The 24,647-nt window shown below is 39.5% G+C and carries 22 protein-coding genes and 6 pseudogenes; 11 read left to right on the forward strand and 17 right to left on the reverse strand.

The genetic code is table 11. From position 1 onward, the window contains the following. Positions 1–198 precede the first annotated feature (198 nt). Positions 199–633, reverse strand: coding sequence for an OsmC family protein (locus RE409_RS28480; RefSeq protein WP_309559605.1), 435 nt, complete (start codon positions 631–633; stop codon positions 199–201). Positions 634–889: 256 nt separating this feature from the next. Beyond that, entirely contained in the window at positions 890–1,123 is a 234-nt protein-coding gene (locus tag RE409_RS28485) for a thioredoxin family protein (RefSeq protein ID WP_309559606.1), read from the reverse strand. 188 nt (positions 1,124–1,311) lie between these two features. Here RE409_RS28485 and RE409_RS28490 point away from each other — a divergent pair, with 188 nt between their 5' ends. The 3 genes and pseudogenes from RE409_RS28490 to RE409_RS28500 form a co-directional block, all read left to right on the forward strand. After that, a complete protein-coding gene (locus RE409_RS28490; RefSeq protein ID WP_309559607.1) occupies positions 1,312–2,019 on the forward strand; it encodes an IS6 family transposase in 708 nt (235 codons plus the stop codon). A 177-nt stretch (positions 2,020–2,196) separates the two neighbouring features. Continuing rightward, positions 2,197–2,885: pseudogene (locus RE409_RS28495) on the forward strand (CoA transferase subunit A). A gap of 23 nt (positions 2,886–2,908) precedes the next feature. Continuing rightward, positions 2,909–3,365 (forward strand): annotated as a pseudogene (locus RE409_RS28500) (CoA-transferase); the annotation flags it as partial. 544 nt (positions 3,366–3,909) lie between these two features. Here the strand turns inward: RE409_RS28500 and RE409_RS28505 are convergent. The 5 genes and pseudogenes from RE409_RS28505 to RE409_RS28525 all read right to left on the reverse strand — a co-directional run bounded on the left by RE409_RS28505 (position 3,910) and on the right by RE409_RS28525 (position 8,531). Beyond that, on the reverse strand, positions 3,910–4,053 hold the full coding sequence (locus RE409_RS28505) for a hypothetical protein (protein WP_309559608.1): 144 nt from the start codon (positions 4,051–4,053) through the stop codon (positions 3,910–3,912). Positions 4,054–4,108: 55 nt separating this feature from the next. Then, positions 4,109–4,351: a heavy-metal-associated domain-containing protein gene (locus RE409_RS28510; RefSeq protein ID WP_309559637.1), complete on the reverse strand. Its 243-nt coding sequence runs from the start codon at positions 4,349–4,351 to the stop codon at positions 4,109–4,111. Then, entirely contained in the window at positions 4,329–4,841 is a 513-nt protein-coding gene (locus tag RE409_RS28515; protein WP_309559609.1) for a helical membrane plugin domain-containing protein, read from the reverse strand. Before RE409_RS28515 ends, RE409_RS28510 begins: the two co-directional genes overlap by 23 nt. Beyond that, positions 4,816–7,797: a formate dehydrogenase subunit alpha gene (gene fdhF / locus RE409_RS28520; protein ID WP_309559610.1), complete on the reverse strand. Its 2,982-nt coding sequence runs from the start codon at positions 7,795–7,797 to the stop codon at positions 4,816–4,818. Before fdhF ends, RE409_RS28515 begins: the two co-directional genes overlap by 26 nt. 4 nt (positions 7,798–7,801) lie before the next feature. Then, positions 7,802–8,531, reverse strand: a pseudogene (locus RE409_RS28525) (formate/nitrite transporter family protein). 180 nt (positions 8,532–8,711) lie between these two features. On the opposite strand from RE409_RS28525, the gene RE409_RS28530 reads away from it, so the two are divergent. Together RE409_RS28530 and RE409_RS30810 are read left to right on the forward strand one after the other, a co-directional pair. Continuing rightward, positions 8,712–8,930: a PCI domain-containing protein gene (locus tag RE409_RS28530; protein WP_309559611.1), complete on the forward strand. Its 219-nt coding sequence runs from the start codon at positions 8,712–8,714 to the stop codon at positions 8,928–8,930. A 279-nt stretch (positions 8,931–9,209) separates the two neighbouring features. Then, positions 9,210–9,368: pseudogene (locus tag RE409_RS30810) on the forward strand (IS110 family transposase); the annotation flags it as partial. Here RE409_RS30810 and RE409_RS28535 read toward each other — a convergent pair. The 6 genes from RE409_RS28535 to RE409_RS28560 form a co-directional block, all read right to left on the reverse strand. Continuing rightward, positions 9,332–9,496, reverse strand: coding sequence for a hypothetical protein (locus tag RE409_RS28535; protein ID WP_309559641.1), 165 nt, complete (start codon positions 9,494–9,496; stop codon positions 9,332–9,334). The pseudogene RE409_RS30810 and the gene RE409_RS28535 sit on opposite strands and share 37 nt — an antisense overlap. Positions 9,497–9,773: 277 nt before the next feature. Beyond that, positions 9,774–10,001, reverse strand: a complete 228-nt coding sequence (locus tag RE409_RS28540; RefSeq protein WP_309559612.1) for a hypothetical protein — start codon at positions 9,999–10,001, stop codon at positions 9,774–9,776. Beyond that, positions 9,998–11,188: a Ger(x)C family spore germination protein gene (locus RE409_RS28545; RefSeq protein WP_309559613.1), complete on the reverse strand. Its 1,191-nt coding sequence runs from the start codon at positions 11,186–11,188 to the stop codon at positions 9,998–10,000. Before RE409_RS28545 ends, RE409_RS28540 begins: the two co-directional genes overlap by 4 nt. 34 nt (positions 11,189–11,222) lie before the next feature. Beyond that, positions 11,223–12,320 (reverse strand): GerAB/ArcD/ProY family transporter, encoded by a 1,098-nt coding sequence (locus RE409_RS28550; RefSeq protein WP_309559614.1) that lies wholly within the window; start codon positions 12,318–12,320, stop codon positions 11,223–11,225. A 30-nt stretch (positions 12,321–12,350) separates the two neighbouring features. Continuing rightward, entirely contained in the window at positions 12,351–13,922 is a 1,572-nt protein-coding gene (locus tag RE409_RS28555) for a spore germination protein (RefSeq protein ID WP_397444208.1), read from the reverse strand. A 134-nt stretch (positions 13,923–14,056) separates the two neighbouring features. Beyond that, the gene (locus RE409_RS28560) at positions 14,057–15,565 is read right to left on the reverse strand and encodes a phospholipase D-like domain-containing protein (protein ID WP_309559616.1); all 1,509 of its coding nucleotides are present in this window, start codon (positions 15,563–15,565) and stop codon (positions 14,057–14,059) included. A 213-nt stretch (positions 15,566–15,778) separates the two neighbouring features. Between RE409_RS28560 and RE409_RS30815 the strand changes: the two are divergent. The 4 genes and pseudogenes from RE409_RS30815 to RE409_RS28575 all read left to right on the forward strand — a co-directional run. Beyond that, a pseudogene (locus tag RE409_RS30815) lies at positions 15,779–15,883 on the forward strand (LysM peptidoglycan-binding domain-containing protein); the annotation flags it as partial. 109 nt (positions 15,884–15,992) lie between these two features. Then, positions 15,993–16,091, forward strand: a complete 99-nt coding sequence (locus RE409_RS30820) for a LysM peptidoglycan-binding domain-containing protein (RefSeq protein WP_397444209.1) — start codon at positions 15,993–15,995, stop codon at positions 16,089–16,091. A gap of 42 nt (positions 16,092–16,133) precedes the next feature. After that, the gene (locus RE409_RS28570; protein WP_309559638.1) at positions 16,134–16,559 is read left to right on the forward strand and encodes a LysM peptidoglycan-binding domain-containing protein; all 426 of its coding nucleotides are present in this window, start codon (positions 16,134–16,136) and stop codon (positions 16,557–16,559) included. Between the two features lie 429 nt (positions 16,560–16,988). Continuing rightward, positions 16,989–18,206: an IS110 family RNA-guided transposase gene (locus RE409_RS28575; RefSeq protein ID WP_309559618.1), complete on the forward strand. Its 1,218-nt coding sequence runs from the start codon at positions 16,989–16,991 to the stop codon at positions 18,204–18,206. A gap of 445 nt (positions 18,207–18,651) precedes the next feature. On the opposite strand, the gene RE409_RS28580 is transcribed toward RE409_RS28575, so the two are convergent. Both RE409_RS28580 and RE409_RS28585 read right to left on the reverse strand, forming a co-directional pair. After that, on the reverse strand, positions 18,652–20,004 hold the full coding sequence (locus tag RE409_RS28580; protein WP_309559619.1) for a peptidoglycan-binding protein: 1,353 nt from the start codon (positions 20,002–20,004) through the stop codon (positions 18,652–18,654). Positions 20,005–20,034: 30 nt separating this feature from the next. Next, positions 20,035–20,295, reverse strand: coding sequence for a twin-arginine translocation signal domain-containing protein (locus RE409_RS28585; protein ID WP_309559620.1), 261 nt, complete (start codon positions 20,293–20,295; stop codon positions 20,035–20,037). A 418-nt stretch (positions 20,296–20,713) separates the two neighbouring features. Between RE409_RS28585 and RE409_RS28590 the strand changes: the two genes are divergently transcribed. Then, complete coding sequence (locus RE409_RS28590) at positions 20,714–21,421, forward strand: IS6 family transposase (RefSeq protein ID WP_309559621.1); 708 nt, start codon at positions 20,714–20,716, stop codon at positions 21,419–21,421. A 62-nt stretch (positions 21,422–21,483) separates the two neighbouring features. Here RE409_RS28590 and RE409_RS28595 read toward each other — a convergent pair. Continuing rightward, positions 21,484–21,912 (reverse strand): annotated as a pseudogene (locus tag RE409_RS28595) (transposase); the annotation flags it as partial. A 417-nt stretch (positions 21,913–22,329) separates the two neighbouring features. Then, positions 22,330–22,770, reverse strand: coding sequence for an SRPBCC family protein (locus RE409_RS28600; RefSeq protein ID WP_309559622.1), 441 nt, complete (start codon positions 22,768–22,770; stop codon positions 22,330–22,332). A 495-nt stretch (positions 22,771–23,265) separates the two neighbouring features. Between RE409_RS28600 and RE409_RS28605 the strand changes: the two genes are divergently transcribed. Beyond that, entirely contained in the window at positions 23,266–24,501 is a 1,236-nt protein-coding gene (locus tag RE409_RS28605) for an IS110 family RNA-guided transposase (protein WP_309559623.1), read from the forward strand. Positions 24,502–24,647 lie beyond the last annotated feature (146 nt).

Here is a 24,647-nt window from a genome sequence, read left to right on the forward strand (position 1 = left end):
GCTTGCTATGTTCTTCAACTAAAGGTGCAAATTAGTAGAACGAGGGCTTGAAGCTTTGTTTAATGTATGATTTTAGTAATTTCCGTATATAAAAAAGGCAGTAAAATCACCGCCTTCACGTTAATGAGAAAAAAGAAATTTTAAAAGACCTGTTCTATTTTATAGGCTAAGAAATGAATTTCTACATCTTTGGATGAATCATTTCGAAGAAACTTTGGCTTGAACTTCAATTTTAACATCTGCTTTTTTCAATATATTTCCGACATCGCACCCTTTATCTGCTGCTTCTGTCGCTCTTTGTGCAGATTGAATCTGTTCTTCTGTTGCATCAGCAGCTAAAACGATGTGAGGATAATGGGTAATTTTAAACTCATTATCAGATATATTTGCCTCAGAGTTCACTGTAAGTTCCGCCACAAGCAGTTTTCTGCTTTCGAGCACAAACGTAAGAGTTGCTGCATAACAAGTCGTTACAGAAGCAACGAGAATCTCTTTTGGATTTGCTCCGTTACCACTACCTTCTAAGGATGTAGGAATAGCGATTTTTGTATCAAGGTACTCTGCTTTAAGTGTTCCATTTCCTGTTACCCCACCATTCCAAACAGCATTCACATTTATTTTCATATCAGCCATATTTAACACTCCTTCAAATAAATAAATAATTTGTTTGCGTACATATCATGCCTATTCACGTATGTTTTGATTCTCTTTTTCATGTAGCTTTTTATTTCTGATCAGTCCGTAGTGCTACCGCCCGATATATAGACTTTTCTGTAGAATAGAACCTAGCCTTAAGTGAAAATTACGAAGATATTTGAAATGTTAATTTTGATTTTAAGGCTTCTAACTTGCAAATTATTTTTAAATACTAATAAAGATGGAATTCCCATTACCTTTGTTCCTCAGAAATTTCAGGGAACTCATCACGATCTATTTTAAACCACTGTTTATCTTGATGCTCTTCTGTAACTTCTTCAATGAACATCCCTAAACGTTTGCAATCCGGGCACCAAGTGGTCGTGAAAATTCCAACAGTTAGTTCATCCTTAGTAATTTGTTCACGAAATTCTTGCTCTGTTTTAAATCGCGAAGAATTAATGCATGCATTGCGTGCTGATGACAAATTTGGGTCTGCAAATTTGTTCGTTTAGCCAGGTATACAAACAGAACCAACATATATTGCAGATGCTTGGCATGAAATGTATAACAAAGCAAAAGAGGTTCTGGTGCAAAAACTTCAAGACAATTGCAATTAATCTTTAAATCTTGGACATACTGATACTACTAATCTAAAAAAGGTGCGTGATCAGTATGGAAAAGCAAAATTTATTCAAGTGGAAACATTATAAACCCGATATTATTCTTCTTACCGTCAGATGGTACCTACAGTACAACTTGAGCTTTCGTAATCTTGTGGAAATGATGGAGGAACGAGGATTATCGATGGCTCACACGACAATTATGCGTTGGGTTCATCAGTATAGTCCTGAATTAGACAAGCGACTTCGTCGTCATCTAAAACGTACAAATGATTCATGGAGAGTGGACGAAACGTATATCAAAGTAAAAGGTCAATGGATGTATCTGTATCGTGCAGTAGATTCCGAAGGAAACACCATTGACTTTTACCTAAGCAAAACAAGAGACCAAAAGGCTGCAAAGTACTTCTTCAAGAAAGCTTTGCGGTCTTTTCATGTTTCTAAGCCTCGTGTCATAACTGTAGATAAAAATCCAGCGTATCCTGTAGCCATTCAACAGCTAAAAGACGAGCAAAAGATGCCTGAAGGCATCCAAATGAGACAAGTGAAATATCTCAATAATATCGTAGAACAAGATCATCGTTTCATTAAGAAAAGAGTACGCTCCATGCTGGGATTCAAAACGTATGAAACTGCTACTTCAATAGTACGTGGCATTGAAGCCATGCATATGATGAAAAAAGGGCAAGTTCACCAAGGGGTGAAGTCTGCCCAAAATCGAAAAGAATTCATTGATAAACTGTTTGGCATCGCATCATAATCCGTAAGTTAGCAGGAAATTCATGTCCTATGTTTTTTTGAAATCATCTTTGCACCAGAACCAAGAAAAATCAAAAGCATTGTTTAACAGAGGCTATTTTAAATAAGTAACAATCAAAAAAGTTCGTAAAAGTGTACTTTTACGAACTAAAACCTCCCCTCCTTAATATTCAGAACAATAAGGGGAAATATCGAAAATTCTTTTTCGGAAGCGGTTTCAGACATTCAGGACGAATCTACCTTAATTGTCGGAGGATTTGGATTGTGTGGGATTCCAGAACAATCCATTCAAGCTTAAGAGAACAAGGAACAAAAAATTTGACCGTTGTCAGTAACAATTGCGGTGTAGATGATTGGGGTTTAGGCTTATTGCTTGCAAATAAACAAATCAAAAAAATGGTGTCTTCTTATGTCGGAGAAAATAAAATCTTTAAAACAGCGGTTTCTCAGTGGTGAGCTGGAAGTGGTGCTAACTCCGCAGGGGCACTGGCGGAACGGTTTAAGCTGGCGGTTCTGGTATTCCGAGCTTTTACACTGTTAGAACTCCCATCGCTGACGGAAAAGAAATTAAAGAATTTGAGGGGAAACCTTATCTGCTTGAACACGGAATTGTGGGGGATTTTGCGCTTGAGAAAGCTTGGAAAGCAGATACTCTCGGCAACCCTTGTCTATCGTAAAACGTCCCGTAACTTTAATCCGCTAGCCGCGATGACAGGGAAAATCACGATTGCTGAAGTGGAAGAAATCGTAGAAGCCGGAGAGCTGGATCCTGATGAAATTCATACGCCAAGCATTTACATGCAGCGGATTTTGGCTGGAGCTGACTATCAAAAACGAATTGAACGTCGGACTGTGATAGAGGCATAAAACGATAAAAGGAGCGGATTAAAATGAAGAACACACGATTAACGATTGTAAAAAGAGCCGTGCAGGAAATTAAAGAAAGATGAACGTTAACCTTAATCGGAATACCCACACTGGTTGCAAATGAGATCCCAGAGGACATCTGCGTGCTGCTGCAGTCAGAAAACGGCCTGCTTGGCATCGGCCCTTATCCAGTTGAAGGCCAGGAAGATCCAGATTTGATCAATGCGGGAAAAGAAACGATTACTACCGTTCCCGGCTCCTCCTTTTTAACAGCGCTGAATCCTTTGCGATGATTCGCGGTGGCCACATAGATCTGGCAATACTTGGCGGTATGGAGGTTTCCGAAAATGGCGACCTTGCCAACTGGATGATTCCCGAAAGATAAAAGGAATGGGTGGCGCAATGGACCTAGTCAATGGTGCCAAACGAGTCGTTGTAATTATGGAGCATGTAAACAGGCACGGTGAACCGAAAATTAAATTATTCAGAGGAAATCAAGATACAGGTTGTACAAAGTTATTTAAATAATGAGGGTAGCCAATCAGCCATAGCGAAGAAATATGGGCTTAAAAAACCCCTTGAAAGGTCGTCCTCGTACGAAATGCGATAGTGTGGAAGATGAATTGGAATACTATAAGGCCCAGGTGTGGCTTACTTAAAAAAGCAGTATCGAAATATATAGGAGGTGTCCTTGCTCAAATGGCTAAGTACGAGATTATTGAGAACTACGTTCTCAATACAAAGTAATCAGGCTTATTGTCATTACTCAGTTAAATCGTTCTAGCTACTATAAATGGCGTTCAGTACGTACTCAAGACAATTACGCCTTTCAAAGGACGCAGTATAATCGCTGCTCGGTGGAAGATGGGTATCCAATATTATTATGAGGAAATCTCTAAAATGATGATAACAGCATTGAGGATATTGAAAAAAGCAGCATAATGAAAAGAATCATATAAGGCCTCCCAAAGGAGACCTAAAAAATATATAAATTTTGCTGATCTATCAGTAAGCTCCTGTTTTATTAAAGATGGTTTTCTAAAAAGTTCTCAAATTTCCGATCATTTCTGCAATTTTCGCAAAGATGAAGCATTCTAGTAGGTACCGATTCATCTTTGTTTACGTTTTCCAATTCTTCTTCTAAACCACAGAGTTCACAGACTCTCATTTTTGTCCCTCCTTATAATGAAAAAATAAAAATATTTGCTTACCAAGATTGAAAATTACTGATTTGATGTCTCGATAGTGAAGCCCGTATCTTTAATAGCTTGAAGAAAATCCTCATAAGAAGCTGCATCTTCATTAAAACTTAAAGTTGCCAGCTGTTTTTGCAGGCTCACATGAACTTGGCGAACACCCCAAACATCATTAAGAGCGCTTTGGATTTTAACGGCATCTTGTTCATTTGTCATACCCTCTAACTTAACTACTCTCTTTTCCAGTTTAATTCTCCTCCTTGTTAATATCGCTCTCTCTTTTTTGTATAAAGACCTCCCCCATCCCTTCTAAAAAGTGGATCATCGTAGAGAGTGATTGCCTGACTTCAGGTGTTCGAATACTATTCCCAAGTTTCCACAAACTTGACTTCTCATTTTCATTAATGCTCGATGATGATTTTTCTAGACCGCCGCTCACTCCTTCCATGAAAGTCTGGAGTTGATCTGGGGGTATGGATCCAATGAATTTAAATGCATTCATTCCATTCTTGATTGTATTATGCATGGAGGGCTGATTAATTTGCTGGATGGCAATTTCCCCTACATCAATGCGATTCTCCAACAAACCATTCAACGCTTTCAACACCCCTATTTCATGAAGCTGATTAACTATTTTAATCAACGTGATAATTGCTTCACTGTTATCCGCAAGCGAGGTCAGTATTTCTGTAACCGTCTGTGATTGGAGCTCTTCTTTAGAAGGAAACTCTCTCTTAATTTGCTTGATTGCCTTCGCCAAATTCATCTCCTCCTATTTCAAATAAATCCTTAATCGATATATAGTCATCACGTTTCCACTTTTCTTCAACTCTGACGCTAATTTGCGGCATACGGTTTCCGAAACGATGATTTTCCTTCGGCAATGGCGATTCCCCTTTATCCTCCAAAATCTCCATTTTGACACCCATTTCTTTGTAGCTAGGCGTATGGGTAATCTTGTCATGATAACTACTGGTCAAGCGATTGACCATTTCATGGTCTTCACGAGAATTCATGGTCAAATACAATTCGTTACCACATACTCGATCCGTGACGATGGCTTTTACCTTGACTTGACCATAAGGAGAAGTTAAACGGACTAATGCACCATCCTCAATTTTCCTTTCCTTCGCTACCTCTAGTGAGACTTCCAGCCAAGGATGTGGAACTTTGTGGGAGATCCCTTCTGATCGATAAGTTAAATTCCCCTCATGAAAATGTTCAAGCAAACGGCCATTATTTAAATGTAAATCATATTCGACTCCGGCCATGAATGGTTCGGTCCAGTCGACTGGAGTTAACCTTGCTTTTCCATCTGGGAAAGCGAACTTTTCTGTATAAAGAAGCGGCGTATCTGTACCATCCTTTGCAACCGGCCATACTTGGCTATTAAAGCCTTCTAGTTTGTCATAATTGACTCCAGCAAAAAATGGAGCCAGGCTTGCTGCTTCTTTCATGATTTCACTTGGATGTTCGTAATGCCAATCTGCTCCAAGGAGATTAGCAAGTTCTTGGAATATGAGCCAATCTGGTTTGGCATCTCCCATTGGTTCAAAGACTTGGTAAAATCTTTGGATACGGCGCTCTGTATTTGTAAATGTCCCCTCTTTTTCGAGGCTTGGGGCCGCAGGTAAAACAACATCAGCAAACTGTGCTGTTTTACTAAAAAACACATCTTGGACTACAAAAAAATCAAGCTTTTCTAATGCCGAATCTACAAAATTAATGTTTGAATCTACTATCGCCATATCTTCACCAAATAAATAGAGCGCTTTCAGTTTTCCTTTATCAATCCCCTCCACCATTTGGTGATTATCCATCCCGGGTTCGCTCGCTAATGTCACTCCCCATGCCTTTTCATAACGTGCTCTCACCTGATCATCCTGAATCGGTTCATACCCAGGAAGCCAAGCAGGCATCGTCCCGAAATCACAGGCTCCTTGTACATTATTGTGCCCCCTAAGCGGATAGGCTCCTGTCCCAGGGCGACCATAATTTCCAGTAACAAGCAGTAAATTGGATATGGCGGTACTGGTATCGGTCGCTCCCGTATGCTGCGTAATCCCCATTGCCCAAAGTGCGCAGACAGAATTTGCTTCATGAATCATGTTTGCCAACTTGATTAATTCATCTGTTGAAATGCCTGTTTTGTCTTCAGCATAGTCCATCGTAAACTTCTCCAGGGATTTCCTGAATTCGTCCAATCCGTTCACTCTGTTATTCAAAAACTCTTTATCCTCCCAGCCTTGGTCAAGGATATACTTCGTAACTGCAGATATCCAAATAAGATCCGTGCTTGGCTTTGGATGGAGAAAAAGATCAGCACGCTCGGCAAGTTCATTTCCTCTTAAATCAACGACGATCAACTTCTGTCCATGAAGCTTATGGGACCGTTTAACCCGAGTTGCCAATACCGGGTGAGACTCAGCAGGATTGGCACCTATTGAAATAACCAAATCCGAAGCTTCAATATCTCGAATGGTTCCGGAGTCTCCACCAATCCCAACTGTCCTCAATAGACCTGCTGTGGCCGGAGACTGGCAGTATCGGGAGCAATTATCCACGTTATTTGTTCCCATAACAGCACGGGCAAGTTTTTGAAATAAGTAATTTTCCTCATTAGTACACTTCGATGAAGCGATATAGCCAATTGAATCAGAACCATGTTCCTCCTTTATTTCTGTCAGCTTTGAAGCGATTAATTGGAGCGCTTCCTCCCATGTAGCTTCAACAAATTCTTCTCCTTTACGGATTAGTGGTTTGGTCAATCGATCTTCACTATTAACGAAATCCCATCCCCATTTTCCTTTGACACAAGTGGATATGCCGTTAGCCGGAGCATGCTCCTGGGGTTCAACCTTTAAGATATGACGATCCTTGGTCCAAATCTCAAAACTGCAACCCACACCACAATATGTACATACGGTTTTTGTTCGCTTAATCCGTGATTTCCTCATAGCCGCTTCCACTTCTGAAATGGCGAATATCTCTTTGTAGCCTGGCTCTATTTCTTTCGTCAAATCAATCATCGGCTCTAATAGTTTGGGCGGAATGGAGGTAATGTAACCCGCCTCCCCCAACATGGACTTCTCCATCAAGGCATTACATGGACAAACGGTGACACAATGGCCGCATGAAACACAGGATGATTCATCAATAGGTACATCATTATCCCAAATGACACGTGGTGCATCACGTTTCCAATCGATGGTTAAGGTTTCGTTCACTTGAAGATCCTGACAGGCTTCTACACATCTACCACATAAGATACATTGATCCGGTTCATATCGATAAAAGGGATGCGAATGATCGGGTGGATAAGGTTTAGCTTCAAATGCATATTCTTGGTGTTCAATTTCAAGATATTCTGCCGTATTATGGACAACACAATTCCCATTATTGTTATCACAGACCGTACAATAAAGCTCATGATTTTTTAAAATCCGAGACATTGCTTCATATTGTGCATCTCTCACGGGTTTGGAAAGCGTGTCTATTTTCATTCCAGGTTCTGCTTTTGTCGCACAAGCTCGGACCATTTGACCATCTGCTGTCACGAAGCAGGTATCACATGTTTGAATGGATCCAAGATTCGGGTGATAACAAATACTTGGAATGTAAGAATCATAGGTCTGTGCCACTTCCAAAATAGTTTGTCCGGGAGCCACAGTATATTCTTTTCCATTTATTTGTACAGAAAAGGTAGTATCTTTCATTATATTACCTCCGTTTAGATTGTTTCGATTGGTGTGATCCAGTTTGCATATAGCCGTAATAGGATAACCAATAGGCTGCACTTACAAACACACTCCCCCCTACTGCATTCCAAAGAAACACAGGAATAAAGTTTGTGAGAAAGTCATTCCAGGTAAAATAATCTGCAAATATCGCTGCCGGAATAACAAACATATTTGCGACAACATGTTGAAATCCACTTTCAACAAATCCTATAATTGGAAACCAAATGGCCATTGCCGGAATTTTCCCTCCAACATCTTCTGAACCATATGCCAGCCAAACAGCTAAACCCACCAACCAGTTACAACCAATTGCAGAGAAAAAGGATTCCCAAAAGCGTAAGCTACAAAAAGTGCACCTATAAAGTTACTGATTGTAATCCAAAACCAGTTCATTAAAAGATTTGCCGCCGTAACCTTTCCAGAAAAAAAGGACATGGATACGGCCATCATATTTCCGGTCAACAGTTCCCCACCAGCGATGATAATTAAGATTAGTCCTAAAGGAAAAACCGCAGCCCCAAGAAATGTGCCGAAGGTCCCCCACTCTTTCGGTAGATCCGCTATCACTCTAATATCCAATAGATATCCAATTGATATGTATGCCCTCCCAAAAAACCAAAGATGAGCATACTGTGAAGGGGCAATGTGGCTTTGCGAGTACCTGCCTCTACCGTTAATTGTGCAATCCGTAGCGGACTATGAAATCCCATGATATCCCTCCTTTTTCCGTTTAGATTTACCTTATCTGAAAATAATATTATTCATTATCGAGATTTTACAGTTTGAGATGGAAAAAGGATGCATATGAACATCTATGATTGGTTACCCTTTTAGGGAATTAGTTAAGTTTCTATATATTCATATATGGACAGAGAAGGAGGGTGAGACAAATGGAAAAGGACACTTTGTTTCATCGAGTACAAACGATGATCATTTCTTCTACAAAAAAGCCGAAATACATCTCCATTTCCACAGTGAAAATCGCAGATCTTTTTCATATAAATAGAGAGGAAGTTGAAAGAACCCTACAGGAATTAGTAAACGAAGGACGGTTACAAAAAAAGAATCTATCCGATCCGCCTCATTATGAAATTTACTTGCTGCCCTGAATAAGAATTTCTTCCATTCCTTGATCGACTCGTTCACACAATGTGGGCGTTAAGCAACGAAAAAATTATTAAGATTAAGGATTATTTACTATCATTCCTTTAGATTAAAGGCTTTCCTAAAAGCTAAATTACTTTAATTTGAAAGTTAAGATAATTAAATATCTTTTTGATTCTATAATTGAAAAGGCTGATCTAGTAAGATCAGCCTTCCATCTATGAACATTAGTTCATAGGCCATATATTGCTTAATTGAACTTCATCATAATCAGGAGGCCAATCATGAATTATAACCAACACAAGAAAATCGCTCAAATTACTTCTGAAACACTTATTATCGGTGTCGATACCGCAAAATTCAAACATCAGCCAGAGCTCAAGACTTTAGAGGATTAGAGTTTGGTTCACCCTGTTACTTCGAAAATACGAAAGAAGGATTTCGGCATTTTCTGGACTGGATCTCGCAAATAAAAAGTGATCATGAAATGGACCAAAGCCATTGTTGGCATGGAGCCAGTACCGAATTGACCAGCGTTTGTAAAATTACCTGCTTGATTTTTCTTTTCCATCTGAAATCACGGTAGTATCCGGATAAAAAAACTTTGAATTTTTACCAATAAAGTTAACAAAGCAAGGAATACCACCGTCATAATAATCGTTTGACCACGAATCATTTTCGCTCCTTCTGACAGTAAAAACATACTTGTCGGAATCACTTATTTCAACCATTCTTCTTGCAGGCGTTTGTACAGTCGCTTCTAAAGTATTTCCTGCTAATTAAACATAATTCCCAGTTGAAAGACAAAAATTATCTCTCTTTCAAACAAAATTTTCTCCCTTTTAACATTACTTTTCCAAAAGCTTGCCTAAGGGCTTAAAAATCACATCCATCAAGTGTGTAGGTCCTGGCATATCCGGAAAGAAAACGAGAAGGACGGCTAGCAGCCATCCTGCCATTGTCAATGTCACAAAGGCCCGTTTTTCCTTCTTCTGATTCTTATTCATTTTTTGCCATTCATATAGCGTCATGAGAATAGCAACGACGGTTATACCGAACACTGAAGCCAACCTCAATTTCCTATCACCTCTTTTTCCGGTACTCCTTGCGGTGAAGTAGACATTCCTGGTCTCCTTATATACGCTTTACTTTTGATTTCAACCTCTATTTCTGGGAATTTCTCACCCCACTGATCCTTTACTTTGGACCACTGATCTGGATATTGACGGTGAAACGCCTCGGCAAAACCCAAAATGTCTGCTTCCATCTCTTTTTGAAGTTGTTCAAGCATTATGCGAATTCTTTGTTCAATTTCTAGTTCTAATTGCCTTTCAAGCTTTTTCACAATCCTTGGATTCATAAGATTTAATTTTGTCTCGTTTTCCACTACATCATCTTCCGTCACAATTTTAACCGTCATTATCCAGTTCCCGTTCTCAATTTTCGGGATCAGCTCCGTACGGGAACGAAGGAGATTGAATGAAATATGGTCTTCAGCACCTTTTTTTGGCTTAACGGTTACGGCAGATAATTCGATTTCATTTCTTACCCATAATAATCCCCTTGTTATTTTATCGTCGATTCTCCCTACCATTTTATCTTTTTTAAAAACTGCCGTTCCGTTCACACTTAAACGACCTTCCTGTTCTACCTCTATCCAAGGAAGTGCAGCTGCTTCCGACTCGCCACTTAACATCTGCAACAAGTCTTTCACCGTTACACTCATTCCCACTTTTAAGTTTGCTAGGTCTCTTGCAAACTCTGCTGAACTTCTCTCTAAATCAGGAATAGCTTTCAAAACATCTATGGCTTCTCCGTCAGTGACAAATGTATTTGCTCTGATTGGTGAATCTGGGTAACGTGCGAAAAAATCAATGTGCTTCTGAATCCCTTCTTTAGCCAGTTTTTCGCCAATGATGATTACCTGGTTATGTCCCCAGAAAATACGGCGGGAAAACTTTTCCTGAAGTAGTGACATGGCATCGAAAATTGTAGTACCCGTTGCTTTTTCAACGATCACCATCTTACCTCCTCCGCCTTCCCCCCCACCCATTCCTTGTCCTCCTCCCATCGCTTCAGGGATAGCCATTTGTACAGAAATCTCAAACTTATCGTCAGCGGTTTTATCAAGTCCTGCTGCCAAAACAATTCCTAAGTTATTGATTTCTACTCGATCCCAGCAGCCTGCAAGCAAGAGGGTAAATGAACAAATTGAAAAAATGAGCATTAGTTTTACTGCTTTCGTTAAAGAAATAGTATTCATCATTTTCCCTCTTTTTCCCCTTTCAGGCACGTGATTAGTTGGACTTTTTAGAAGTTTTTTTACACAGAACAGCAAGCAACAACAATACAAGGGGTACAATCGTTTGAATGAAAATGGCATAAAAAGGCCAAGTAGTGCCCAATGAATGAGTGAGTTCCTGTAAATTCGGGGACGACCAAATGCTGACTACCACTAATAAGAACCCAAGCGGAAAAACAATCGGCCGGTGATCAGATAAATTTAACCATTGAGCAGTACCAATTACAATGGCATAATAGAAGACCGAAATTTTGATAAACGTACCAGAGACCCAAATCGCCATCACTATAGATTCAAGGTGTTGGAGAAAATCCGCTATGTTTATATACCGGGCAGCATTCATGACCGGATAAGTAAAAGTAGCTGTGATGCCCCCAAATAAAAAAATAGAAAACAAATTGGTTACCACCATAGTAAGCATCACAGCAAACACCGAGATCATGCCCCATTTCAATCCTTTTTCTTTTTTACCTAAAAATGGGAGTAAGAAAGAGATGAGAAAGAATTCGGTAAACCAGCTCGATGGAACAACCGCTCCCCTCACAGAAGGCATAATACCTTTCTCCATGACAGGATATAAATTCTTAGGTTCTAGATCCGGGATAAGTAATATAACGATGACTAGAAGCAATATAATAACCACTGGAACAAGAAATTCTGCACTTCTCGCTATTACTTCAAGTCCGCCGTGTATGGAAAAGGCACAGACTAGTACCATGCTTCCAATTACTACGACCATTGGGGTTTTTGTCATAAAATTCCCAACGATAAATTCCCCGTACTCCCTTAATACAATTCCATTTGTATGTAAATAAAAGAATAGGAAAACAAACCCGATAATTTTTCCTGGAATCCATCCTAAAATTTTCTCGCTATATTGGATGACTGTTTGCCCTGGATAGCGCCTATTCAATTGTTGTGCAATATAGACAGAAAGAAAACCCGCGAAAGAGGCCCAAATTGGCGATAACCACATGTCTTGTTTTGCGAATTTACCCGTAATGGCCGGCACTAAGAGAATAGCCGTTGCCATAATCGTCGGATAGATCATGATGGCCATCTGCAAAGCGCTAATCCTTCCTTTTTCAATCATTCCGTATCACCTCAATACATAAAAGATTTGCTACTCTTTACCCCTACTAGTCGGATCAGGCATCTGCCCATTGGATTGTCGATATTTATTGTATTCCCCTGTTGATTGAGTCCTTGGATTCAGCTTCCACCATGGGGTACGTGTAAGCACATCTTCTAACTCACTACTTTTTAACGGAGCTACTGGTCTAAGATACGGTACACCAAAGGAATGAAGCGTGCATAAGTGGATAATTATTGTGATGGTCCCAAGCATAATTCCAAGCATCCCTAGTGTCCCGGCAAGCAGAATCATTGGAAAACGAAGCATACGAATCGCGATTGCTGCCGGATACCGTGGAATCGTAAAAGAGGCGACGCCTGTAATCGCAACGACTATAACCATTGGTGCAGAGACAATTCCCGCGGAAACAGCAGCTTCACCTATGACAAGAGCCCCGACAATGCTTACTGCACCCCCGATTTGTTTCGGAAGTCGTAACCCTGCTTCACGCAACGCTTCAAACATGACTTCCATGATTAAAACTTCAACGAGAGCAGGAAATGGAACATGCTCTCGCGAGGCAGCCATACTAATCAAAAGGTTCGTCGGAATCATTTCATGGTGAAAGGTGATTAACGCCACATACAGGGCAGGGAGGAACAGTGAAATCACAAGGAAAAGGTAACGAAGCCATCGAATAGCCGTCCCAATCAAGAATCGTTCATAATAATCCTCACTTGATTGCAGTAGAGAATAAAAAGTCGAAGGCACAACGATAGAAAAAGGAGTTCCATCTACTAAGATGGCCACACGTCCTTCAAGAAGGTTTGAGGTAACTACATCAGGGCGTTCCGTCGCTAAAACCTGTGGGAAAGGGGATTTTGGGTTGTCTTCAATAAGCTCCTGTATCATTCCACTTTCCAATATTCCGTCAATTTCAATTCGGCTTAGCCGGTTTTGGGTTTCTTCTATTAAAGTCCTATCTGCAATTCCTTCCATATACGTGATAACAACCTTTGTTTTGGTGTAACGACCTATCTCAATTGATTGCATTTTTAGTTCGGGACTTCTTATTTTTCTTCGAAGTAAGGAAGTGTTTACCCGTAAGGTTTCCACAAATGCTTCACGTGGTCCCCTGACAACCATTTCAGCTGAGGGTTCCTCAACTGAACGTTTCTCCCATTTTGAGAGGCCTAACGAAAACCCCGTTTTTCTCTTATCTACCAGTATCACTGGATTTCCCGAGGAGATTTCCTGTATACACTCAGAAAATGTTTTGATTTCTTTCACATTGGAAACAGATATTTTCTTTTCGATCAGACTATTAACGTTGTAGAATTCCTCCTCAGTGTTCTGCATAAGTGGAGAAAGTACGTTGTCATCTATTTCTTCAATGTTTGACAAACCTTCAATGTAAAGTAGAATGGATTTATCTTTTCCACCTATGAAAAAAGGACGAAAGATAACATCAGAGCAATCTTTATATATAGAGCGGAACTTGTTTTCGTTATTAGTCAAGTTATCAAATAGCGGATCTGGTTCTTGCTTGAATTGTCCCACTGTTGGAGTTATTTTCGCCATTTTAGATTTCAACAATTTCCGCCACAAATGCTTCATCATGGTCATCCTTTCCCATCCCAATAAAAAACACCATTTATTATAGTTTTGTTTTATGTGTGTATATTTGGTGAAAAAAGAAGTAATCCGCTAAAGAAAGTCGATATCTATTTTAGTAAGAACAAGAAAAACAGAATTTATAACAATGGTGAAAGTAGACGAGCACCTTTTTCGAGAATGCACTCTGTAAGGGATCGTTGTAGTAAATCTTCCTGATGCAGCGGGACAGAATCAATAAGATCGCGCTCGAATTGCTGTGTGAGTTCCTTAGCTACATCAGCACTATACAAGACTTCACACACCTCATAATTAAGACGAAAACTTCTCATATCGTAGTTTGCTGCTCCTACTTCTGCGATCTCCTCATCTATGATCATCAGCTTCGCATGTAACATTCCTTTGTCGTACTGGTAAATTTGGACTCCTGCTTCTATAAGTTCCCCGTAATAGGTACGGCTTGCAAAGCCCACAATTTTTTGATCAATATGACGAGGAACCAGCAATCTTACGCGTACACCACGAGCCACAGCTGTCTTTAATGCCATGATAATATCTGTATTTGGTACAAAGTAGGGTGTCGTTATATCAATCGTCTTGGTCGCCTGTGATATGCATATAAAGTAAGCCTGCCGAATGACCGGAGTAGGAACTCCAGGATTTCCTTCCAACGTATGAATGTACGCTTTTGGCAATGTCCCTGATTTGTTTACCTCTTTTTCCTCTACGATGCTCAATTCAGATCCCCATTCGGCTGACCATCTGGAAAGATCTATGCTGCCAGTTCGATCGACTTCCTTTGATTTATGTTTTGGAAATTTAGTGGGTTTTTTCGTTATCTTAGATTTTGTTTTCGACTTTATCTGTTCCGGCAAAGCGATATTCCAATGAACGTCGAAAATCGTCTGCAAATCTTCTTTTGCTTCCCCTATGATTTGCAAATGAGTATCCCGCCAGTAACCTATCTCAGGCTTTAATCCTGTATATTCATACCCCACGTTGATACCACCGGTAAAAGCTTCCTTTCCATCGATTGTGACAATCTTAGAATGATCCCGATAATTCCAATTGGACAGAATCCAGGGAAAGCGTAAGGGGAATATTGTCCGGCATTCAATCCCTGCATCCATCATCCGAAGGATCTCATTACGCGGAAATTTTTTGCTTCCCCAACCATCTCTCACAAAACGAACCCGAACTCCGTTTTCTGCTTTATCAATTAGCAGTTCTGTGATTCGATTCCCAATTTGGTCATTCCGGTAGATGTAATATTCCAGATCAATGGTTTTTTGGGCTGTTTGTAGGGATTTGATTAGTTGTTCATACTTTGCTATTCCATTGTTAAGTACTTGGACTTGGCCGACTCGAAGCCCATGCACGGTGAAATGCCGTAAAGCATCAGCGATTATCGAGGCAGAATCACCATATGTATCAGGTAATTTGTCAAACTCATTATGAGAAGAGGTTAATCTTTTCCGATGAATACGCTTGGGATTTGATGTGCTGAGATATAGCAAGAAACCAAGGACAGGCAAAATAAGGCCGATTGTTATCCAATTTAAAGCCTTGGCAGGCCTACGAACTTCCCAAATTGCTATGAATAACATAAAGAACGTATTTAACAGGTATAGATAAAAAATCCACTCCAACTGAAATCCCTCCCTTGTTTTTCTCTTAACATGTACAAACTATTTAGCGAGTATACGCTTTGAATACGAAGGAATTGTTTAGATAAACATTTAGGATTCACCTTGGGGAACGATAATTATCAGCTAGAAGAGCGAAAAAACTAAGAATTCTGGAATGGTAAACGCCACGAAACATATAAGGGCTATATAGGGAATAAAATGAATGGACTATTTATGAAGGAAAGTGGGGCATTGCACGTGAAAATCCATGTGGTGAATAGGGGGGATTCTTTATGGAGGATTTCCCAACAATATGGTGTCAGCACCAACCGAATTGTTAGGATCAATGGCCTTGAAAATCCCTATAAGTTAGTTATTGGCCTAGCGCTTTTGATTCCTGAACCTTATTCTTCAGTACAGGGTACAACAAGGGGATACTCTCGAAAAAATCGCGAATCAGTTTGGAACAACCGTACAGGAAATCATGCAAACGAATCGCATAACAAATCCTTCTACGATCTATCCAGGGCAAAGACTTACCATTTAGGTCATTTATTATACAGTAAGGGAACGTGATACCCTTTATGACATAGCAAGACGTTATGGAACGACAGTTCAAGCCATTATGAAGACGAATCGAATTACAGACCCTTCTAGTATTTATCCCAGACAGATAGTAAAGATTCCCCAGAAACCGAAACCCACCATTGATGTGAATGGTTTTACAAACGTTTATGGGCAGGCCGGTGCGGAGCAGGTACGTGAAGTAGCCTACGATTTGACCTACGTAAGTCCGTTTGGTTATAGAATGAGGCAAGATGGAAGTTTAGAAGTCATTGATGACAACCCGACCATACAAGCAGCGCAGTCAACTAGGGTCGTACCCATGATGTGCATAACGAATTTTTCCGCCACAGAAGCGGGTACACAGCTTGCACATACGATACTTTCTGATTTAAGTTTAGTGCTTTTACTGCCACTGCCACTAATAGCTCCTTACCCTTCACATCCCTAAATTTCTTCTTCGATTATCCTTACCTTCGTTTTCATCCTAGCTGAGGACAAAATACCTTTGGACCCAGAACATTGTCCTTTTCGCTGGCGAGCTTTGGGACACTTTAATCATATCAAGAGGTCTTTTTGTGCTAAAATCTCAGTTTCATTCATTACAGGAATGCTGCCCCGTTAGCCAACCATGCAGCGCACGACCAGCGCTGCACCACAGAGAATGAAAATGGTGGAAAACCGTCCATACTGATTCTATGGTTGGGTGAGGAAGGTCGATGAACTATGGTGCCATTAGAGCCCATCCGTTAGTCTGACTCCAACGACCTCGGTGCATCACAGACTGTCGCTCCCTTACGGGAAGCACTCATGGTAGATTAATCCTATTCTGGTTTTTGCACCAGCCTCTAATTTTTTCGCCATAGGAAGGATGGTTTCAATGGAAGTTATCATTGAACGAGTATGCGGAATGGATGTACATAAAGATAACATTACCACCTGCATTATGACCCCCGAAGGAAAGGAGATTCAAACATTTTCTACAAAAACGGTGTTTTTAATTCAACTGATGGATTGGATTAAATCACATGGTTGCACTCATGTCGCTATGGAGAGCACAGGTGTGTTTTGGAAGCCTATCGTGAACTTAATTGAGGCTGAAGAAATGGAATTTTTAGTTGTTAACGCACAACATATGAAAGCAGTCCCTGGTCGAAAAACAGATGTCAAGGATGCTGAGTGGATCGCTCAACTTCTTCGTCATGGTTTATTGAAGGCAAGCTTTATCCCTGATCGAAATCAACGAGAATTGCGTGAGCTTGTTCGGTATCGTAGAAGTATTATTGAAGAACGAGCCAGACAGCATAATCGAATTCAAAAGGTGCTTGAAGGTGCAAATATCAAATTAGGCTCTGTCGTATCGGATATCATGGGTGTTTCATCAAAGGACATGCTTCATGCGATCGCAATTGGTGAGGATGATCCTGAGAAACTAGCAAACTTTGCGCGACGTTCGATGAAGAAGAAAAAAGATGATTTAATCCTTGCCCTGAATGGGTATGTGAATCCTCATCAACGCATGATGCTCAAAACGATTCTAACTCATATTGATTTTCTGACTGAACAGATTGAAAAACTCGATCAAGAGGTTGCCCAAAGAGTCAGTGTGTATCAAGAAAGCATAGAACGACTGGATTCAATACCTGGTATTGCCACTCGAATGGCAGAACAAATTCTAGCTGAAATCGGAACGGACGTTGAAAAACAGTTCGAAAGTGCAGCCAGATTATGTTCATGGGCCGCCCTCGTACCAGGACACAATGAAAGTGCAGGAAAAAGGAAATCAACCAGAGGCAAAAAGGGAAATAAATATTTAAAATCTGCTTTAATCGAAGCTGCTCATTCAGTTGGAGCCTCCAAAAACTATCTTGGTGCTCTATACAGACGGACAGCTGCGCGAAAAGGAAGAAAACGAGCTGGAATTGCCGTTGCCCACGCCATGTTAAGAATTTCTTATTATCTTTTAACAAGGAAAGAAATGTATGTAGACTTAGGCGAAGAGTATTTTGATAAACAAAAGCAAGCTTCCATTGTAAGAAATTCGGTCCGAAGGTTAGAAAACTTAGGATATACCGTAAATATATCAGAAGCATCCTAACCACCGATTAATTCTAGGAGATCTTTAATAGGGCGCTACTCTTTTTTAAAAAAATTGAAGCTTGCGTTTTATTTAATATGGTCTTTTTTCTTATTATTAGTGTTTAATTTTCATGGTAGTTTAAGTGTATTAAATCACAAACTTAGCTGGTTTTGTTTAATAAGAAAGATGTGCTCAAAACTCATTTTCATTCATTGCAGGAATGCTACTCCTTTAACAGCATAAGAAAAGGAGCTACGTTCAGCTCCTTAATGTACTATTATACCTCTAAGCTTCAAAATCCTTATTTTAAGAAAAGCATTAATAATTTAGCCTCTACCGTGTAACTCTTCCCACTCTCGCCAAGCCATAATATCTAATTCAGGTTTTGGTGGATTATCTAGTATGGATATAATCCAGGAACTCCAATGTTTGGCATTTTATCAATTCCTCTCTGTTATATTTTTTATGCAAAGAGCTTTTGCCATGTTGAAGGACCAGGAATGCCATCTGCATCACTTCCAGACCAACCTTGAGCACGTTGGAAAGCAGCGCAAGCTTGACGGTCTGCCTCACTCCACTTTGGACCTGCTCCGACAGAATAATACTTACTATACCCTTTGTTAATTAATCGTTTACCAAGGGTTGTAACATATTCGTTATTTGCACCAGGGCCAAAGAAATGGCTTCCGGGAAATGTCGAAACATTTGGGGTGCTACCAACTATATCAAACAATCTTTGCCATGTCGTAGGACCCGGATATCCATCTGCATCGCTGCCTGTCCAACCTTGTGCTCTTTGGAACTCTTGACAGTTTAGGCGATCTGCTTCACTCCACGCAGGACCCGGTCCAACGGTATAGTGTCGACCAAATCCAGCCTTTACTAACTGAACACCCAATAATTTTACGTATTGGTTTGAGGCTCCAACCTTAAAATATTGTGCACCTGGAAATGCTGGCGGCCAGTCGCTTCCACCACTTCCGCCACCACCATAATAGATGGCACTAAGCCGCTCCCATGTAGATGTTCCAGGAATACCATCTGCGCCACTTCCACTCCAGCCTTGTGCTCTTTGAAAGGCTGCGCATGCTTGCCGGTCTGTTTCCGTAAAGCGAGGACCTGCTCCTACTTGATAAAAATTACCATATCCTGCTTTTATTAGCATTTTCCCTAATAGCGTGACATAGTTATTGTAGGCACCAATATAGAAATACCTTGCTCCTGGGAATGATGTGGGGTTATCCACAGTTCCACTGTTACCGTAAGGAGGTGGTACCGGCTTTACGCTCCCAGGGGATCCGCTGCTATAAAATTCATAGTAAGGAAGAGCAAATCCCACTATTTTCGAATCAGAAAGACGGCGATAACGACGAAACACGCCTTGAATTTCCTCTCCTTTAGAGGGGGTGTAAGTATTCCCTTCTACTGTAAGAACTGCTTGTTCCCCAGGATAATATTGCTCAACGATGCCTATATGAGAGTCTCCACTAAAAAAAATAAGGCTTCCTGTCGCCCTGGCAACTTTCTTGGAGTCATTCCCAATATAATTGATGAATCCTGATTTAGTAAAATATTCACCAAAAGTATCATGAAACCATCGATGATCTCTTACTGCAGCACTGCGAGCAAAAAGTGGACGGTGTTCCCCATTGAATTCCATATTTCCTGATTGAGCAGCACACCAGCTCACAAAAATGGCACACCATGGCTGATTGTTTAGACCAAACCATCTCCCATACTTATTGTCATTATTATTTCCTTCTAATGTGCCAATCTGAGATATGGCTGTGTTGACCATATTAATTCGTAAAGACATAAAAACTCCCCCCTGATTTATTATTCAATTTCATTGATTTAAATTATAAATGGTCTCTACATCCATCAGGAGAACATTTGGGTCTTGAGGTAGTTCAATTTCCATTTCTAAAATTGTATCGCCCCATGTACCAGGTTCTTTAGGTAAATCTTCTGAATTAACTTCAGATGTAGCTTTCGTTTCGTTTAATCCTGCTAAAGCCTTAATAGGTAAATTAGCTGCTGTCACAGTTACTAAACCAGCTCCTAGATAACCTAAAAACTTACGTCTACTTAACTTTTTCTTAGCCACTATTTCCATCCTCCCCTAATTAAACTCTATTTATATAGGTCATAGTAAATAGAATATGAATTTTATTTAGAATATTCAGATGATTATTTCCCTCTTCCAAAATTATACTTTATCTTAAAAATAATGTAATGAGAATTTTAGAACTCTTCTAAATATAGTAAATATTACATAGGTAAGTAGGGTAAGGAAAAACTAGTTATTGAGGATTAATTGATAGTGACAGGTCACCTTGAATTGTAGATTTAGAATAAAGTTTGATTAATAACACCTTAAAAACAAATAAAATACTATAACTAAAATGAATCCATTTTGAAAAAAGATTGATGGTTCTGGTGCAAAAACTTCAAAACAATTGCAAACAATCTCTAAATCTTGGACATACTGATACTATTACTCTAAAAAAAGGAGAATGATCAGTATGACGAATGAACATTTATTTAAGTGGAAGAACTATCAGCCGGAAATGATTATGTTAACGGTGAGATGGTACCTGCGGTACAGTTTGAGTTTTCGTGATTTGGTAGAAATGATGGATGAACGAGGTTTATCTATCGCTCACACAACCATTATGCGTTGGGTTCATCAATATGGACCTGAATTAAATGAAAGAGTACGGCGTCATCTCAAGCCAACAAATGACTCTTGGAGAGTCGATGAAACGTATGTGAAAGTAAAAGGTCAATGGATGTATTTGTATCGTGCAGTCGATTCAGAAGGGAATACGATTGACTTTTATCTAAGTGAATCAAGAGATAAACAAGCAGCCAAGCGCTTTTTCAAGAAAGCCTTGGCTGCTTCTCATGTTTGTAAACCTCGTGTCATAACAGTGGACAAAAACCCAGCCTATCCCGTAGCGATTCAAGAGTTAAAAGAAGAGAAACGTATGCCTGAAGGCATACAAATAAGGCAAGTTAAATATCTCAATAATATGGTGGAACAGGATCATCGTTTTATAAAGAAGCGAGTTCGTTCGATGTTAGGATTGAAATCATTTCGTACAGCTACTTACATACTGAGTGGCATAGAAGCGATGCATATGCTTAAAAAGAAGCAGGTTTACCAAGGGGTGAAGTCTGCCCAAAACCAAAAAGAATTCATCCATAAACTGCTTGGGTCAGCTTCATAAATTAGCAATTTAAAGGAAACTGACATTCTATGTTTCTAGCGAGTAATTTTTGCACCAGAACCAACAAAAGAATAGTATCCATTCTTGACCATATCCGCAATCACGAGAGCGTCTTTTTTATCACTTTTGGACTGAGTGTTCTCTCGATTCTCTTTATTTCTTTTTACAAGGTGAGGATTGACTATTACGACATCAATCTTTTCGTTAGATAACCATTTCGATAGATTAATCCAGTAATGACCTGTAGGTTCCATCCCGACAATAGTTGTGTCTAAGCTGTTTTTACCTTTTAGTTTATTAATCCATTCTAGAAATCTGTTAAAGCCTTCTTCGTTATTTTCAAAAGTAAGAGGATCACCTACCACGATTCCTCGATAATTTACAGCTCGAGCAACGTGAAATTGTTGGGCGATATCCACGCCAACAACGAGATGTCGATCAGAAATTCGTTCAATGAGTTGATTTTGTTTGTCCTGCATTTTAAAATTCATATTAGGGTTCCTCCTAAGGTTTTGAGTTAGAGTGATGTCTTACTCATATCTTACTGAGGAGCCCTATTTTTTTCAAAGTTAATAATTAACGCTCTACAGGAATGCTATCTTGCCCCGATAATTCCATAACAAAAAGAGCTGCAATTGTTATCAAGACCTAATTTAAAAAAAGATAGATAAATTAATGACCATTACATAATTTATATGATTAATATGTAATGGCCTTTCTTCTTCAACAATCGAGCCCGATTCTGGAATATTGAAAAAAAGAGGCCATCCTTTTTGGACAGCCCCCTTTCCGCTAATTATAAAATTTCTAGTAGAGCTCGATATCATTATATTGGTCACTTCAGAATGTTACCATCTATACTTCAGAGAAGGTATCTCCAAAATGAATTGGCTTTCAATCTTTGAAAACTATGAGAATACTGCAATTTTACGTGCGATAGATTCTGTTAAACGCGATGCTACTTTTGGAACAGCCCATTTAATAATTGGTGTTAACACCGCACCAGATAATCCGCCTGCATGGATTTCCACCGTACAAGTCATTATTGTTTTACCATTAACATCTTCTGCAGTAAAGTGACCGCTTCCTGTAAAATTATCTGATAAACCTTTTAGTTCAAACTTAATATTTGAAGGTTCATTCCATTCGGTAATATCTACCTGCGATTGTATTGTTTTTTTAATACCTTTCACACTACCTTCAAATGTCCAAATAGATTGCTTGTCATTTATGATTTCATGTTCTTTATAGGCTGGTACTGTCGTTGCCCATTTTTCGAGATCACTGACATAATCCCAAACTGCTTGTACATCTACTGGAACTACTACAGTATGCGTTCCCGTTGCCATTATGATCCCCACCTCCACTATGTATGAATTGTAACTTTACATTACTACAAAATAATTATTACATAAAAAGCATAAACTTACATCACTAATTATACATAGCTTTCCTTCTTCCAATCCCCCAATTATTTGTAGAATCAAAATTTTCCAATCCTCCACAATCCGGCCCTTTAATGGAATAACAGGACTGACGTTTTTAAACGACTTTAATGTCACTTAACAGTATTCCTTATGGAACTATCCTGCCCCTATCGTATTATAAGGTCAGCCAGTTATTTCTGGTTGAACAATTTTTATATCGATATATGATAACGGTAGCCGGGGTAGAACGTTCCTGCCCGTGGGGCTTGGACCCCGTCAACTAAACAGTTCGCCCCCTACTTGCTTAAACATGATTTGGCTGGTTGGGACCAAGATCTCGTATAACAAGCGAAGCTATGATACTACAAGAAGGATTAGGGGTTACCGGCAATATTATGTTTTTGGAGGAGATAAAAAATGAATCCAGTGGTTGGTCTGGATGTAGCTAAAGGTGAAAGTCAGGTTCAAGCGTTCTTGGATAAAAAGAAGCCTTATAAAAGAAGTTTTAAAGTAGCACATACCATTGAAGGACTAGAGAGCTTACACCAATATCTTAGAGAGATAGAAGACGTAACAGGAATTCGACCTCCGGTCGTTTTAGAGTCTACTGGGCATTATCATACGCCCGTTGTACAGTATTTTGAGGAGAGAGGTTACTTATTAATTATCGTTAACCCACTCATTTCTTATCGTGCGAAGAGCTCTAGTTTACGGAAAGTAAAGACAGATTTAATCGATGCACGTCACCTCTGCGAGCTGTACTATAAAGAGGATTTAGAGCCTTATAAAAAACGAGGGATACAACTCTTAAATCTTCGTAATCTTTCAAGACAACATGCAAATATAACAGGTATCTATGTACAAACAAAACTACAGTTTCAGGCTGTTCTTGATCAAGTATTTCCTGAATATAGAGGGGTTTTTGGAGATTTGTATTCGGTTGTTTCTTTGCTTACTCTATTAGAATTCCCTACTTCTGAAAACATATCAGCAGTCGATGAAGAAACTGTAGCAAATAGGATTAATGAACTTTGTCCAAGTCGTTCTAGAAAGTGGGCGAATACACAGGCAGAGAAACTTATGGCTGCCTCAGCTCGAAATCCTTTTCAGAGAACTTTATATCAGAGTCACATTTTAAGCCTAGAGATGTATATAAAAATGCTTCTAGAATACCAAAAGCACCTATCCAAATTGGAAGAAGAGATAAATGCTTTGGCAAAAGAAATTGAAGAATATAAGATTATCCAATCCATCCCTGGTATCGGTGAAAAAATCGCTACAACGATTATTTCTGAAATTGGAGAGATTGATCGGTTTAATCACCCTAAAAAACTAGTGGCATTTGCCGGAATTGATCCAAGTATCTTTGAATCAGGTAAATTTAAAGGCACAGTAAATCGGATTACCAAAAGAGGTTCTGGCAGACTACGACATGCCTTATATATGGCAGTTCGTTGTGCCATTCGTGATTGTCGCAAGAAGAAAACGACAGATGAAATCATCCCTCGGAACAAGAGATTACGAGAGTTCTATGATAAGAAACGTGAAGAAGGAAAGCCCTTTAAAGTAGCGGTGATAGCATGTGCCAATAAGCTTCTACAATGGATTTATGCACTATTACAAAATAACTCGACTTTCCAAGATCTAACCTAGTTTAAAAGTATAACTAAATAGCACAAAACTTTCCAAATAAAGTTCATTGGAAGGTTATTTGGCATGCACAAATTTAGTATAGCATGAAATATTTTAAGTTTTCATTGAAAAATGTTGACTAACTATTAGCTGGTTTAGTTCCATAA

This window comes from Peribacillus sp. R9-11 (genome assembly GCF_031345095.1).
In the GTDB taxonomy this organism is placed as follows: domain Bacteria; phylum Bacillota; class Bacilli; order Bacillales; family DSM-1321; genus Peribacillus; species Peribacillus butanolivorans.

What these genes read in the sequence shown, in the direction of transcription:
- RE409_RS28480 (WP_309559605.1), bottom strand. Translation starts at nt 633, where the DNA reads ATGGCTGATATGAAAATAAATGTGAATGCTGTTTGGAATGGTGGGGTA.
- RE409_RS28490 (WP_309559607.1), top strand. Translation starts at nt 1,312, where the DNA reads ATGGAAAAGCAAAATTTATTCAAGTGGAAACATTATAAACCCGATATT.
- RE409_RS28505 (WP_309559608.1), bottom strand. Translation starts at nt 4,053, where the DNA reads ATGAGAGTCTGTGAACTCTGTGGTTTAGAAGAAGAATTGGAAAACGTA.
- fdhF (WP_309559610.1), bottom strand. Translation starts at nt 7,797, where the DNA reads ATGAAAGATACTACCTTTTCTGTACAAATAAATGGAAAAGAATATACT.
- RE409_RS28530 (WP_309559611.1), top strand. Translation starts at nt 8,712, where the DNA reads ATGGAAAAGGACACTTTGTTTCATCGAGTACAAACGATGATCATTTCT.
- RE409_RS28535 (WP_309559641.1), bottom strand. Translation starts at nt 9,496, where the DNA reads ATGGAAAAGAAAAATCAAGCAGGTAATTTTACAAACGCTGGTCAATTC.
- RE409_RS28545 (WP_309559613.1), bottom strand. Translation starts at nt 11,188, where the DNA reads ATGAATACTATTTCTTTAACGAAAGCAGTAAAACTAATGCTCATTTTT.
- RE409_RS28550 (WP_309559614.1), bottom strand. Translation starts at nt 12,320, where the DNA reads ATGATTGAAAAAGGAAGGATTAGCGCTTTGCAGATGGCCATCATGATC.
- RE409_RS28555 (WP_397444208.1), bottom strand. Translation starts at nt 13,922, where the DNA reads ATGATGAAGCATTTGTGGCGGAAATTGTTGAAATCTAAAATGGCGAAA.
- RE409_RS28575 (WP_309559618.1), top strand. Translation starts at nt 16,989, where the DNA reads ATGGAAGTTATCATTGAACGAGTATGCGGAATGGATGTACATAAAGAT.
- RE409_RS28580 (WP_309559619.1), bottom strand. Translation starts at nt 20,004, where the DNA reads ATGTCTTTACGAATTAATATGGTCAACACAGCCATATCTCAGATTGGC.
- RE409_RS28590 (WP_309559621.1), top strand. Translation starts at nt 20,714, where the DNA reads ATGACGAATGAACATTTATTTAAGTGGAAGAACTATCAGCCGGAAATG.
- RE409_RS28600 (WP_309559622.1), bottom strand. Translation starts at nt 22,770, where the DNA reads ATGGCAACGGGAACGCATACTGTAGTAGTTCCAGTAGATGTACAAGCA.
- RE409_RS28605 (WP_309559623.1), top strand. Translation starts at nt 23,266, where the DNA reads ATGAATCCAGTGGTTGGTCTGGATGTAGCTAAAGGTGAAAGTCAGGTT.